This is a genomic window from Pseudomonas sp. MNR3A (genome assembly GCF_009650575.1).
In the GTDB taxonomy this organism is placed as follows: domain Bacteria; phylum Pseudomonadota; class Gammaproteobacteria; order Pseudomonadales; family Pseudomonadaceae; genus Aquipseudomonas; species Aquipseudomonas machongensis.
Map to the genome: position 1 here is coordinate 76,817 of NZ_VZZS01000007.1, position 13,953 is coordinate 90,769.

At 63.0% G+C, this 13,953-nt stretch carries 12 protein-coding genes; 2 read left to right on the top strand and 10 right to left on the bottom strand.

The window, feature by feature from the left end; translation table 11 throughout:
* Positions 1–115 precede the first annotated feature (115 nt).
* From gltP to F6X62_RS05380, 5 genes are all read right to left on the bottom strand, one after another.
* Entirely contained in the window at positions 116–1,453 is a 1,338-nt protein-coding gene (gene gltP / locus F6X62_RS05360) for a glutamate/aspartate:proton symporter GltP (RefSeq protein ID WP_054893340.1), read from the bottom strand.
* A gap of 737 nt (positions 1,454–2,190) precedes the next feature.
* A complete protein-coding gene (locus tag F6X62_RS05365) occupies positions 2,191–2,661 on the bottom strand; it encodes an inhibitor of vertebrate lysozyme family protein (RefSeq protein ID WP_063542020.1) in 471 nt (156 codons plus the stop codon).
* Positions 2,658–2,825 (bottom strand): DUF1328 domain-containing protein, encoded by a 168-nt coding sequence (locus F6X62_RS05370; RefSeq protein ID WP_028695791.1) that lies wholly within the window; start codon positions 2,823–2,825, stop codon positions 2,658–2,660. The genes F6X62_RS05365 and F6X62_RS05370 overlap by 4 nt, the downstream gene beginning before the upstream one ends.
* A gap of 40 nt (positions 2,826–2,865) precedes the next feature.
* Positions 2,866–3,150 (bottom strand): hypothetical protein, encoded by a 285-nt coding sequence (locus tag F6X62_RS05375; RefSeq protein WP_063542018.1) that lies wholly within the window; start codon positions 3,148–3,150, stop codon positions 2,866–2,868.
* Positions 3,151–3,326: 176 nt separating this feature from the next.
* Positions 3,327–4,148: a BON domain-containing protein gene (locus F6X62_RS05380; RefSeq protein ID WP_054893343.1), complete on the bottom strand. Its 822-nt coding sequence runs from the start codon at positions 4,146–4,148 to the stop codon at positions 3,327–3,329.
* 210 nt (positions 4,149–4,358) lie between these two features.
* Between F6X62_RS05380 and algB the strand changes: the two genes are divergently transcribed.
* Together algB and F6X62_RS05390 are read left to right on the top strand one after the other, a co-directional pair.
* Entirely contained in the window at positions 4,359–5,705 is a 1,347-nt protein-coding gene (algB, locus tag F6X62_RS05385; protein ID WP_054893344.1) for a sigma-54-dependent response regulator transcription factor AlgB, read from the top strand.
* 8 nt (positions 5,706–5,713) lie between these two features.
* The gene (locus tag F6X62_RS05390; RefSeq protein ID WP_153772900.1) at positions 5,714–7,480 is read left to right on the top strand and encodes a KinB sensor domain-containing domain; all 1,767 of its coding nucleotides are present in this window, start codon (positions 5,714–5,716) and stop codon (positions 7,478–7,480) included.
* Between the two features lie 9 nt (positions 7,481–7,489).
* Here the strand turns inward: F6X62_RS05390 and F6X62_RS05395 are convergent, their stop codons facing one another.
* From F6X62_RS05395 to dsbA, 5 genes are all read right to left on the bottom strand, one after another.
* Positions 7,490–9,109, bottom strand: coding sequence for an EAL domain-containing protein (locus F6X62_RS05395; protein ID WP_054893346.1), 1,620 nt, complete (start codon positions 9,107–9,109; stop codon positions 7,490–7,492).
* 75 nt (positions 9,110–9,184) lie between these two features.
* The gene (locus F6X62_RS05400) at positions 9,185–9,961 is read right to left on the bottom strand and encodes an N-acetylmuramoyl-L-alanine amidase (RefSeq protein ID WP_054893347.1); all 777 of its coding nucleotides are present in this window, start codon (positions 9,959–9,961) and stop codon (positions 9,185–9,187) included.
* A 141-nt stretch (positions 9,962–10,102) separates the two neighbouring features.
* Positions 10,103–12,148, bottom strand: a complete 2,046-nt coding sequence (locus F6X62_RS05405) for a GGDEF domain-containing protein (RefSeq protein ID WP_153772901.1) — start codon at positions 12,146–12,148, stop codon at positions 10,103–10,105.
* Positions 12,149–12,227: 79 nt separating this feature from the next.
* Positions 12,228–13,082, bottom strand: a complete 855-nt coding sequence (locus F6X62_RS05410) for an endonuclease/exonuclease/phosphatase family protein (protein WP_063542008.1) — start codon at positions 13,080–13,082, stop codon at positions 12,228–12,230.
* Positions 13,083–13,093: 11 nt separating this feature from the next.
* On the bottom strand, positions 13,094–13,726 hold the full coding sequence (gene dsbA, locus F6X62_RS05415) for a thiol:disulfide interchange protein DsbA (RefSeq protein WP_063542006.1): 633 nt from the start codon (positions 13,724–13,726) through the stop codon (positions 13,094–13,096).
* Positions 13,727–13,953 lie beyond the last annotated feature (227 nt).

Consider the following 13,953-nt stretch of genomic DNA (forward strand, 5'->3'; position numbering starts at 1 on the left):
GATAGCGCATAGGCGCCCTGAATCCGATCTCTGCAAGAGCGGCCGACAGGGGTGGTGCGGACTCCACAATGCAAAAAGCCCCGACGGGTCGGGGCTCTTGCTTGCAACCAGAGGCTTACTGGTTGACGGTCTTGCCCGCCACCACCGCTTCTTTTTTCTTGCCGTTGGCCTGGAACAGCGAGTTGTAGTACGCCTCGCCCTTGGCGCTGTCGTACATGCCTTGCCACTTGGCGATCACCACGGCGGCCAGGGCGTTGCCCACCACGTTCAGTGCGGTACGGGCCATGTCCATGATGCGGTCGACCCCGGCGATGAAGGCCAGGCCTTCCAGCGGAATGCCCACGCTGCCCAGGGTCGCCAGCAGCACCACGAAGGAGACGCCCGGCACACCGGCGATACCCTTGGAGGTGACCATCAGGGTCAGCACCAGCAGCAGCTGTTGGCTGATCGACAGGTCGATGCCGTACAGCTGGGCGATGAAGATCGCCGCGATGCTCTGGTAAAGGGTCGAACCGTCGAGGTTGAACGAGTAGCCGGTCGGTACCACGAAGGAGCAGATCGACTTCGGCGCACCGTACTTCTCCATCTTCTCGATCACGCGCGGCAGCACGGTCTCGGAACTGGAGGTGGAGTAGGCGAGGATCAGCTCGTCCTTCATGATGCGCATGATCTTGATGATCGAGAAGCCGAACACGCGTGCCACCAGGCCCAGCACCATGAAGGCGAAGAAGGCGATGGCGAAGTACACCAGCAGCACCAGCTTGGCCAGCGGCAGCAGCGAGGCGAAACCGAAGTTGGCAACGGTCGCGGCGATCAGGGCGAATACGCCGATCGGGGCGTAGTTCATGATCATGTGGGTGACCTTGAACATGGTCTCCGACACACCCTGGAAGGTACGCACCAGCGGCTCGCGCAGGTCGGCGTTGAGGCTCGAGAGGCCCATGCCGAACATGACCGAGAAGAAGATGATCGGCAGCATCTCGCCACGCATCAGCGCTGCGAAGATATTCGATGGGATCAGGTTGAGCAGGGTCTCGATGAACGCATGCTCATGCTGTACCTCGGCCGCCGTGGCCTGGTACTTGGAGATGTCGACGGTGCCCAGGGTGCTCATGTCGATGCCGGCACCTGGGTGGAACACATTGGCCAGTACCAGACCGACGACGATGGCGATGGTGGTCACCACTTCGAAGTAGAGAATGGTCTTCAGGCCGATGCTGCCCAGTTTCTTCGCGTCGCCAACCCCGGCGATGCCCACGATCAGCGACGAAATCACGATCGGGACGACGATCATCTTGATCAGGCGAATGAAGATGTCGCCGGCGGGCTGGAGGACGTTGCTGATCCACCATGCCTTTTCTGCACTGAAATGATTCAGTAGCGCGCCGACTGCAACGCCCAGGACGAGACCGATCACGATCTGCCAGGCGAGGCTCAGTTTTGCCTTCTTCATGTCGTTACCTTTGTTGTAGTGGTCATGGCCAGCAGATCGGAAAAGCGCGTCCCAGAGCCTTTGGCAACGTCACGGGCAGCGATTGGCTTCCGTCTGGCGACCCTGTTCTCAGGTCAACGCCAGCGAGCGAACGAGCGCTCGGGCCAGCTAAAAAGGCGGCAACTATTGCGACGTGGACAGGGCCAGTCTAATGCCGGAAACGACTACCCCATGCCGAATCGGCATAGGAAAAGACCGCAAATCGGCCAATTCAGCGGCCAAAAAATCCAGGCGTTCGGTTTTCCGAACAAGACCAAACCGCCATTTTTAGGCAGAAACGACAGGATCAGTTGGAGGGTGGTGGGGGGTTGTTCGACAATCCGAATGGAAGAAAACACACCCTGCGCACAGCGCAATCGAGGGGAAAAAATTCGATATACGGTTACGACAAAATGTGTCTTGAGAGAAAAATCGTACAAGTACGTTCTGGAAGGGAAATTTCTGTAAGGACGCTTCGGAAGCCAGGTCGAGTGTTAGTGCCTTTTCCGACACCACTGACCTGGATCTTCCGATGCTGTCTCTCCTGACCCGGCCCTCGTCGGAGGTACTCCCTGTACCCCTAGGCCACTCCGATCCTGACGCGATCAGAACAGCCCGGCCCCCTGGTCATGTGCTGCCTCTCCTCGAGGCGGCGCATCATGGACGACGCAACGGTAAATACGTTCAACGTCCATCCGATTACGGTGCGCGACCCTAGGTCAGTACCAGTTCGGATCGCGCTTGAGCTGCTCCTGCAGCAGCTTCTTCATGCCGTCATCCGGCTCGCCCAGCCAGCGATAATCCGCATGGCGGGTCGGCGACTTGTCTGAGGGCAGACCTTCGGGAACCTCCACGAGCATCCCGTAGGCTTCATCCTTGTCCCAGCTGAACGCAACGATCAGGCGCTTGTACGTGCAGTTGTCGTCCGACTCGCAGAGAGGGCCGACCAGATACTTGTCGCCGTCCTCGGTCACCGCAGACATCTGCTGCGCAGAGCTGCCGCTGAGGTTGATCACCCACTCGGGCAGGCGTTCTTCATTCTTTATGGTCTTCTGCCAGGTCTGGCGGTATTCCGGGTCCGACCCCAGCAACTGGTTAGCCCGCACCTGACCGTCATTGGCTGCCATCGCCGCCGAGCCACCGCCCACGAGCAGGGCGGTGACCAGGGCATTAAAGAGCATCCTGCTCATGGGCGTCCTCTACCGCGTCCGAAGAAGAAGGAAGCGACGAACAGGACCAGGAAGACAATGAACAGGATCTTCGCGATACCAGTTGCGGCGCCGGCGATACCACCGAAGCCCAGCACTGCGGCGACAATGGCGATGATCAGGAATGTGATAGCCCAGCTCAGCATGGTGTTTCTCCTTTCTTTTCGGGATCGGGGCGGTGTGGCACTAGAACACCCAGCGTTCCTGAGGAACGATGTTTTCCAGGGTGGCCGGCGAAGCATTGGCCGAAGGCAGCGGCTGTGCCGCCTTGACCAGGGTGGTGGCGTGATTCGTCTTCAATTGCGTCAACAACGCAGTCTGAGCAGCTACCTGGTCGGCCAGGCGAGCGGTCTGCCAGCTGTGATAGAACAGGCCGCCGGCGAGGGTCAGTACCAGTGCCATCGCCAGGTACAGAAACTGATGCACGGGCAGCGCTGCGTCCTGCGAACGGTTGACTGATTGGCGATTCATGCCGGCTCCTCCTGCTGTATTTGTTATCCAAACCTTGAGGGAGTTATTGCAGCCTGCATGCCAGCTTTTTCATCTCGAAAAAATCTTTATAAATCAGCTAGTTATGCACAAATAGAAAATACAGCAAGGACGTATCCTGCACGATGCCTTGTTGCAGGCCGTGCGTTTTGCACGATTCAACCTTCCACTTTGCTCGCCACCTTCAGCAGGTCGGCATCCACGCCCCGTACTCCGAGGATCTGCCCCGCAATCTGCACGGCGATGGTCTTCTGCTCCTGGCTGACCACCTCGCCAGACAGCCGCACCAGGCCTTCCTGGCTCGCGACTTTGATGTTCGGCCCGTCGAGATTACGGCTATAGCGCAAGCTGCTTTGCACCTTGTCGATGATCCAGGCATCGCTGGGCTGCGGCCCTGTCGGAACAGTCGGCGGATTTTCACGGGCCTGGGCCATGGCTGCGGAATCCAGGCTGATCAGGTTGTTGACCAGGTACACACCCTCGCTGGTACGGGCGATGACCCCGGCCAGCTCCTTGGCCTCGACGTTGTCGACGCGACCGCGCATGGTCACCACGCCCTCGCGGCTCTCGACCTCGATTGGCGCCTTTTCCGTCACCCGGCTCCAGAGCAGGCGCGCGCGGATGATCGCGGTCAAGGTGGCGTCCTCAAGGCGTTGGGCGTAGGCACGCCGCTCAAGCGGCTGCTCCGCCAGCTCGGCATTGACCTGCAGGCGGTTATCCACACGCTCGATACCGCGGGTGGCCAGGGCGACACGCTCGGCCAGGTCGCGCTCGACAGGATTTTCCACCTCACCGCTGAGGCGGGCCTGCTGCCCCTCCACCTGCACCTCTATGCGGAACGGATTGAGTACCTTGTTGAGAGAAACCGCAGTCTGCACGGCCCCCTCCAGTCGTGCATCCTGCAACGGGTCGGCGACAACGGGACCGACTGCCAGCAGCAGGCCCGCAGCCAGGGCGCAATGACGTGGGAACAAAGGCATGGCACTTCTCCTTTTCGTAACAAATCCAACCAACCTCGCAACCTGCATGCCAGCGTCACGAATGCTGGAAAATCTATTTATTTCAATCTGTTAGCCAATAAACAGAGCAACAGCTAGCATGCACAGGACGGAATCCTTCAGAATCGACCATGCAACTTGCCCGATTTTTCCGACACTAACTGAGATCAATCCCATAGGAGCGCAGGAAAAATGGAACCAGCCCAGGACAAGCAAGGCCGCATTCTGCTGGTGGACGACGAGTCCGCGATCCTGCGCACCTTCCGTTACTGCCTCGAAGACGAGGGCTACAGCGTCGCCACGGCCAACAGTGCCGTTCAGGCAGAGACCCTGTTGCAACGCCAGGTGTTCGATCTGTGCTTCCTCGACCTGCGCCTGGGAGAGGACAACGGCCTAGACGTGCTGGCCCAGATGCGCATCCAGGCGCCCTGGATGCGCGTGGTGATCGTCACTGCACACTCGGCGATCGATACCGCAGTGGATGCCATCCAGGCCGGCGCTGCCGACTATCTGGTCAAACCCTGCAGCCCCGACCAGTTGCGCCTGGCCACCGCCAAGCAACTGGAGGTGCGCCAACTGTCGGCGCGCCTGGAAGCGCTGGAAGGTGAAGTGCGCAAGCCCAAGGACGGTCTCGACTCGCACAGCCCGCAAATGATGGCGGTGCTGGAAACCGCGCGGCAGGTGGCGACCACCGATGCCAATATCCTCATCCTGGGCGAGTCCGGCACCGGCAAGGGCGAACTGGCCCGCGCCATTCACGGCTGGAGCAAGCGCGCACGCAAGGCCTGCGTGACCATCAACTGCCCCTCGCTGAACGCCGAGCTGATGGAAAGCGAACTGTTTGGTCATACCCGCGGCGCCTTCACCGGCGCCAGCGAGAGCACGCTCGGGCGGGTCAGCCAGGCGGACGGCGGCACGCTGTTCCTCGACGAAATCGGTGATTTCCCACTGACCCTGCAGCCAAAACTGCTGCGTTTCATCCAGGACAAGGAATACGAAAGGGTCGGCGATCCGGTCACCCGTCGGGCGGACGTTCGCATCCTCGCCGCAACCAACCTCAACCTTGAGGAGATGGTGCGCGAGAGCCGCTTCCGTGAAGACCTGCTGTACCGCCTCAACGTCATCACCCTGCACCTGCCGCCACTGCGCGAGCGCAGCGAGGACATCCTCACGCTCGCCGATCGCTTCCTCGCCCGTTTCGTGAAGGAGTATTCGCGCCCGGCGCGGGGATTCAGCGACGAGGCCCGTGCGGCACTGCTCAACTACCGCTGGCCGGGCAACATCCGCGAACTGCGCAACGTGGTGGAGCGCGCCAGCATCATCTGCCCGCAGGAGCGCGTGGAAATCAGCCACCTGGGGATGGGCGAGCAGCCCACCGGCAACGCCCCGAAGGTTGGCGCAGCGTTAAGCCTCGATGAGCTGGAGCGCGCCCACATCGGTGCCGTCCTGGCAGCCAGCGATACCCTCGACCAGGCCGCCAAGACCCTCGGTATCGATGCCTCCACCCTGTACCGCAAGCGCAAGCAGTACAACCTGTGAAGTGGCCCATGAAGCTGCGCACGCGGCTGTTCCTGAGCATCTCGGCACTGGTGACGGTAGCGTTGCTGGGGTTGCTGCTGGGGCTGATCAGCGTGCTGCAGATGGCAGCGGTGCAGCAAAAGCTGGTGCGTGACACCACCCATACCCTGGAAGTCGGGCTCAAGCTGCGGCAGAACCTGGGCGAGCAGTTGAACCTGATACTCGATCCAGATACCGATCCGAAAAGCCTGGCAAGCCTGCAGGAAAACTTCCAGGCGCTATTGGTGGCAGGCCTCGAACAGGGCGGTGAACGCACCGGATTCAGCAAGGCCAGCAGCAACTACCAGACCTTCCTCCAGGCCTATCGCGACAGCACCTCACCGTCGCGCAGCATGGGCGTCGACGACCCTTTGGGCGCCGCGTTCAACCAGGTCCGTACCGACCTGATCGACTCGCACAAGCAGGCGCTGGAGCACATTTCCCGCAGCGAAGAACACGCTCGCGATCATGCCCTGCTGGTCAGTGGTGCATTGGGCCTGATGGGCCTGGCGGTGGTGGTGCTGGGCTTCATCACCGCGCATAACATCGCGCGTCGCTTCGGCCAGCCGATCGAGGCCTTGGCCAAGGCAGCCGACCAGGTTGGCCAAGGCAACTTCGACGTTACCCTACCTGTGACCCAAGCCACCGAACTCAACCAATTGACCCGCCGTTTCGGCCTGATGGCCGACGCCCTGCGCAAGCACCAGGCCACCAATGTCGATGAGCTGCTGGCCGGCCAGCAGCGCCTGCAGGCTGTGCTCGACAGCATCGACGATGGCCTGCTGATCATCGATCGCCAAGGTCGCCTGGAACACCTCAACCCCGTGGCCCAACGGCAGTTGGGCTGGAATGCCTCGCGGCTCGGCAGCAGCCTGGCCGAAGCCCTGAACCGCCCGGAGCTGGAGCAACAGATGCGCCAGGTGCTGCGCGGCGGCAGCCTGGACCGGCCACCGGATGACCTGAGCATCGAGGTGGACGAAGAGAATCGTCTGCTGACCTTCAGTCTGACACCCGTCAGCCACCCGCAAGGGCCGATTCTCGGCGCGGTGATGGTGTTGCATGACGTGACCGAACAGCGTGCATTCGAGCGCGTACGCAGCGAGTTCGTCCTGCGTGCCTCCCATGAACTGCGCACCCCGGTCACCGGCATGCATATGGCTTTCGGCCTGCTGCGCGAACGGGTCTCGTTCCCGCCCGAAGCGCGGGAAAACGATCTGCTCGACACCATCGGCGAAGAAATGCAGCGTCTGACCCAGCTGATCAACGACCTGCTCAATTTCTCTCGCTACCAGAGCGGGCTGCAGAAACTGGAACTGGCGCCCTGCACACTCGATGACCTGCTGGAACGGGCCCGGGCACGCTTCGCCGAGTCGGCGGCGCACAAGCAGATCGAACTGGTCAGCGAGCTGGAGCCTCCCTTGCCGCACATCCAGGTCGACCTTGCGCAGATCGACCGGGTGCTGGACAACCTGCTGCACAACGCCATCCGCCACACCGCCAGTGGCGGGCACATTCGCCTGCACGCACGACGGCATGCCGAGCGGGTGATCATCAGCGTCGAGGACGACGGCGAAGGCATTGCCTATGGCCAGCAGGGGCGAATCTTCGAGCCGTTCGTGCAGGTGGGGCGCAAGAAGGGTGGCGCGGGGCTGGGCCTGGCCCTGTGCAAGGAAATCGTGCAACTGCATGGCGGGCGCATGGGCGTGTTCTCTCGGCCGGGGCAGGGGACGCAGTTCTACATGGCCCTGCCGGTCTGAGGCGCCTGTTCAAGGCTCATCATCGATTCGCCGCCCGCCCATCCGCCGTCCGCGCGTGATCAGCTCGGCGAACTGTCGGGCGTTGAGCGGATGGGCGAACAGCCAACCCTGCCCATAGTTGACCCCTTCGCTGTTGAGCAACACGGCCTGGTCCTCGCACTCGATCCCCTCGGCGATCACCCGCAGGTGCAGGTCATGGGCCATGCGGATGATATGCGGGGCGACGCCGCTGCTGGCGGCGTCGTGGCCCAGGGCGTCGATGAACGCCTTGTCGATCTTCAGGCAATCGACAGGCAGGGTCTGCAGGTAGGCCAGGCTGCAGTAGCCAGTGCCGAAATCATCGATCAGTACCTGATGCCCGACCGAGCGCAGCGCCTGCAGATTGTCGCGGGCCACCACCACATCGATCAGGCCGCGCTCGGTCACTTCGAATGCGATCTGCGTTGCGGACACCCGATGCTGGGCCAGCAACCGCGCTGCGACCCGGCCGATACGCGGCACCATCACATCGCACGCTGCCAGGTTCACCGAGATGTACAAGTGCCGATTGGCCCGCAACAACTGGCCCAGTTGCTCCAGTACCCGCTGCAGGACGAAGTCGGTGATCGGGCGGATCTGCCCGGTGTTCTCGGCAAGCGGGATGAACAGCTCCGGGCTGGTCAGGCTGCCATCCGGTCGGCGCCAGCGCACCAGTGCTTCGGCGCCGACACAACGGCGGCTGTCCAGTTCGAAGATCGGTTGGTAGAGCACCTGCAGCTCGCCACGGCGCAGCGCCTGCTGCAACTCCGAGCTCATCGAGCGCCGCTGCAGGATCAGTTGCAGCACCAGCCAGCCGATGCAGCAGGCGAGCAGCAGGCTACCGGGGAACAACAACCAGAGCATGCCGTTGAGCTTCAGCGGCAGGCTTGCACGGGGGGCGATGAGGACGAGTTGGTAGTCCGGTGACTTGGTCGGCATCCGGTAGACGAGGCGGTCGCTGAGCTCGATCAGCGCCTTGCGTGACGGTGGCGGCCAGTCCGGCGCAGGTGGCCAGGGCTGGGGAGGGCCCAGCACCGGGATCGCCCGGCTGCCGCGGTCGAGCACTACCAGCAGGCTGCCACCGGGCGGGAGATCGACCACGTCGGTCAGGTGGCCGCGTGAGGTGGACACCAGGAAATGGCCACGCCCCAGCATCAACGCCGCAAGATTTTCGTTCGGCTCGGTGGTGGTGTTCAGCCAGTAACTGTAGGTCGGCCCCTGGATGTCGGGGGCGCGCATGGGCCGCATGACCTGCTCCCCACCGCGGCTGGAGCAGGCGATGTCTCCGTCGACATAGACCGCCTCGTAGACAAAGCGGTAGCTCAGGCCCACCTGACGCAGCGCAGACAACATCGCTGCATCACAGCCGCGCATCGGCAGCGTCTGCAGTTGGTCGACCCCCTCGCGCAACTGGCCGAACACTTGCTCGAGGCGCTCGAGAAAACGCTCGCCACGGGCATTCATCTGCGCGCTTTCGCTCTGTTTCATCTGCTGCAGGGTGACACCGACACTGGCGGCCAGCAGCAGCGCAGCACTGGCCAACGCGACCAGAGAGGCCAACAGCCAGGGGCGGTAGAAAATTTGGCGCACAGAGGCGATCAGCGAAGACATGCGCGGCATCCAGTTGAATACCAAAGGTATAGCAACTGGATGAGCAGTTGGCGCGGTGCGATGGGCGGTCCTGATTTACCGCATGCTGTTGAGCACCTGCAGTATTGCCGCGGTCTGCGCATCGGGCATGCCGTCGAAGCGCTGCGCGCGGAAATGCATCTGGAAAGCGGCGATCACATGGCGGGTCGAGACATCCAGCTCGCCAGTCTGCTCGATGGCATAGCCGAAGCGGGCCAGTTGTTGCTGATACCAGAGCGGGCTCGGTGGATTGGCCTCGAAATACACCTGCTGGCGCGCCACGGAGGCAGCGTTCGGCCAGATCCCCAGGCCTGCGTCAGCCAGGCGCTTCCAGGGGAACAGCGGCCCCGGGTCGAGCTTGCGCAAAGGTGCGATGTCGCTATGGCCAATGATGTTGCGCGGCTGGATGTTGTAGCGCTGGACGATATCCTTGACCAAGGCGATCACTGCCTCGATCTGCGCTTCGCTGTAGGGGTGCCAGACACGTCCGCTGGGGGTATCGGTATAGCCGGGATTGACGATCTCGATACCGATCGAGCTGGAGTTGAGCCAGGTGCGGCCCTGCCACTGACTGTCGCCGGCATGCCAGGAGCGGCGGCTTTCATCCACCAGCTGGTAGACCGTGGCATTGCCATCGCCAACCAGGTAATGGCTGCTGACCTCGCCATGGGTCAGCAGCGCCAGCGAGCGCTCCAGCGAAGCGTTGGTGTAGTGCAGGACGACGAACTGGATGCGGCTGTCCTGGTTCGCCGAGGTGTGGCTGCGATCGATACGCAGACCGCTGGAGCAGCCGGCGAGCAGGATGAGGAGAAGGGCAGTAGCGAACGTTTTCATCGGATGGAGGCACGTCATGTGTCGGTATAAGCGCTACAGTATAACGTGCTATCGCCGATTACCCATTCCCAACGATGCCCGCTCAGCGGACTGAGCGCACGCCCCATGTCGAAAGCAACAGGGCTGGCGTAGCGGTACTCGTTACCCTTGCTCGACGCGATTGCGCCCCTGGTCCTTGGCGCGGTATAGCGCGTCGTCCGCACGCTTGAGCACCTGGTCGCCACGCTCGCCGGAGCGGAAGGCGCTGACGCCGATGGACGTGGTGATCACCACGCGCTCGCCCTTGAAGTGAAACGGGCAGGCCTCGATCGCCGCACGCAGCGCTTCGGCGACCTGCAGCGCTGCGGGAGGGGATGTCTGGGGCAGCAGCAGGACGAACTCCTCGCCACCAAAGCGGGCGATGAAGTCGCGCCCGCGCAAGCGCTTGCGCAACTGGTCGGCAACGATCTTCAGCACCTTGTCGCCGGCCAGGTGGCCATAGCCGTCGTTGATGCGTTTGAAATGATCGAGGTCGAGGATGGCCATGGCCAGGTGGCCGCCATTCTCCTGCCAGTCGGCAAGCTCGCGCTCGACCCGTTCGCTCCAGGCGGCGCGATTGGGCAGCCCGGTCAGCGGATCGACCAGTGCTTTCTGCCGCTGTTCTTCCAGGTGCTCACGGTAGCCAAGCGCCTCCTGCTCCATGCTCGCCACTCGCTCGGCCAGGCCTTGCAGGCGTCCGGCCAGTTCCTGCTCACGGCGATCGCGTTCGTGCTGGTGGTCATCCATGGTGACCAGCAGGCCCTCGAGCCGGTGGTCCAGCAGGTGCTTGAGGCTGTCGATGTCCACTGCGCCCTGGACGCTGGTTTGCAGGCCATCGACCTGTTCACGCAGCTGACTGTCCAACTCGCGAGCGGCAGTGCTGTTGTCGGCGTGCCCCTCGCTGGCCTCCTGCAGGTGGCTCTGGAAGGTCTCCAGGCGTTCGTTGATCTGCTGCAGATAGGCTTCGAACTCATGCTGGCCGCTGTCGTTGATTGCCAGCATCAGCACCGCCAGGTCGTCCAGTACCGGGATCAGCTCGTACCAGTTCAGCCCGCGCGCCACCCGCTCGCGCATTTCCAGGGCCTGGGCCTTGTGGCGCTCCGGCAGGCTCAGGTCGTCGAGCAGGCCGATCAGGGTTTCCTCGATGTGCGCGGCGACCTGGCTGTAGGGCGGCTCGACGGCATCAGGCAGGGCGTAAGGGCCGTCTTCACCGGCCGGTTGTTCTTCCGGGGGCTCGGTGGCGGGGGCTTCGTCCGCTGGCGTGCTGTCGGCGGCGGTCTCCGGCTCGACAGGCTCGGACTCGGCGGGGGGAGCGACTGGCTCGGGTTCGACAATGCTCGCCGGCTCGCGGGCTTCGTCAACTGGCCCCTCCGTCTCGGCAGCACCAGCCAATTGCGCAACCGGCGCTGGAGCCTCGGGGGCAGGCTCGACAGAGCGGGGCGCCGCAGGCAGAGGCTCCAGTTCATCAGCATCGATCGTGCTGTGTGCCGCAGAGGCTGGGCTCGGGGCTGGGGCTGGGGATCGTGGCTCAGGTTCGCGCGCAGGCAACGGTTCGCCCGTTGGCTCGACGGCCTGGCTCTGTGACGTTGCGCGCGAGGGTGCCGGTTCGTGCTCCGGCTCCGGCGCTTCGGCCTGAGCACCCTCTTCGCGACCGCCAAACAAGCGTTGCAGGAAGCCTGGCCGGGCCTCCTCGGTCGCCTTGCGCAGCGACGACAGCGCGCGCCCCTGCAGACCGCTGAGCTCGCCAAGCAGCGGCGGCAACTCACGCGACTGGCTGACACCGCCGTCGAGCTTCTTGGCCAACTTCTTGAGCGGACGGGCAACGTCGCCGGGCAGCTCAAGCCCCTGCAACTGGGAAACCAGCGAGGTCAGCGCATCGCTGACCTGGTTCATCCGCGTTTCGCGACGCTGCTCCGACTCGAGCACGGCCTTTTCAAGCCGTGGGATAAGCCCGGCGAGCCCCGCGTCCATGCTGTCACTGCGGATGACCTCGCGCATCTCCTTCATGCACTGGTCGACGACCTTGTCGCTACCCTCGGCGGCCAGCGTGCTGCGGACCAGGCCACGGCGCAGCAGGTCGAGGCGAGCTTCCCATCGACGCTCGAGCTTCTCCTGCCGTTCGATGCTTTTCAGATACTTTTCTTTCCAGCGCTCGGCTTCGTCGGTCATGCCTGGATCCGCAACGGTAATAGCATCAGAGGGTATGTGAATACTGGATTTCGGCGCGAAGCGCGAACTCTTGAGTGTGTCAGCGCACGACCGGCAGGGTATCCACAGTCAAGGCATCCGGCAATCGGATCTCGACCGCGACAGGCAGGTGGTCTGAAATCGGCTGCGACAGCACCTCGACCCGCTCAAGCGTCAGGCTCGGGCTGAGCAGGATGTGATCCAGGCAGCGTTGCGGGCGCCAGCTGGGGAAGGTCGCCTCGACCTGTGGGGCGATCAGTCCGAGGTCGCGCAGGGGCGAGCGCTCGAGCAGGTCGTTGGCGTGGGTGTTCATGTCGCCCATGAGGATCTGATGGCGATAGCCGCCGATCAGCTCACGGATATACCCCAGTTGCAGGGCGCGGGTCTTGGCGCCGAGCGCCAGGTGCATCATCACCACGATCAGCGCGTCCTCGCCCTCGCCGAAACGCACCAGGATCGCCCCACGACCGGCCGGACCGGGCAGGGGGTGGTCTTCAAGGTGCTGGGGCTTGAGCCGGCTGAGCACGCCGTTGCTGTGCTGGGCGAAACGCCCGAGATTGCGGTTGAGCTGCTGATACCAGTAGGGGAAGGCACCGAGCTGGGCCAGGTGTTCGACCTGGTTGACGTAGCCCGAACGCAGGCTGCCGCCGTCGGCTTCCTGCAGGGCAACCAGGTCGAAATCAGCGAGCAGGTCGCCGATCTTCTGCAGGTTGCCGGCCCGCCCGGTATGCGGCAGCAGGTGCTGCCAGCTGCGGGTCAGGTAGTGGCGGTAGCGCTCGGTGCTGATACCGACCTGGATATTGAAGCTGAGCAGCCGCAGGCGACCATCCTCCGGCAGGCCTGGGGCCTGCAGATGATGTTCGTTGACCCGCGGCTGATGCAGGCCAACACTTCGCGTGGTACGCAAGCGGGCCATGGCTGCGCCGCTTACTTAGCGGCACGCTCCTTGGCGATCAGTTGGTCGGCGACGTTCAGGACGCCTTCCGGCCCGCCAGCGGTACCCAGGTCGAAGCGGTACTTGCCGTTGACCACCATGCTCGGTACGCCGGTGATTTCGTACTTCTTCGCCAGTTCCTTGGCCTGGTTGACCTGGCCCTTGATGGCGAACGAGTTGAAGGTAGCGAGGAACTTGTCCTTGTCCACGCCTTGGGTGGCGAGGAAGTCGGCCATGTCCTGCGGGTCGGTCAGACGCTTGCGCTGGTTCTGGATGGCGTCGAAGACCGCGGCGTGAACCTTGTGCTCGACGCCCATGGCTTCGAGGGTCAGGAACATCTGGCCGTGGGCATCCCAAGGGCCGCCGAACATGGCCGGGACGCGCTTGAAGTTGACGTCGGCCGGCAGCTTGTCGATCCAGGGATTGATGGTGGGTTCGAAGTGGTAGCAGTGCGGGCAGCCGTACCAGAACAGCTCGACGACTTCGATCTTGCCTGGCTGCGAGACCGGGACCGGGTTGCTCAGCTCGATATATTCCTTGCCCGCCACAGGCTCGGCGGCCTGCACCGCGGCCATACCGAATACGCTGGCGGCGACCAGCGCAGCGCTGAGAATCAGTTTACGCATGCTTTACTCCTGAGCAATCAATGGTCGCCTCGACACGACCTATGCTGTGACAGGCCATGAAGGGCTCGAGTTCTGTAGTGTAACGGCTGGGACCATAGAAAAGGGCGGCCTACGCCACCCTTTTCATGTTTAGGGTCTGTCTGAAATGTATCTGCACTCGCCCATACTGCGTTGAAACGGGGCTCGGAATGCTCATGTACTCCAGTACACTGCGCTTCCTCCCCCCG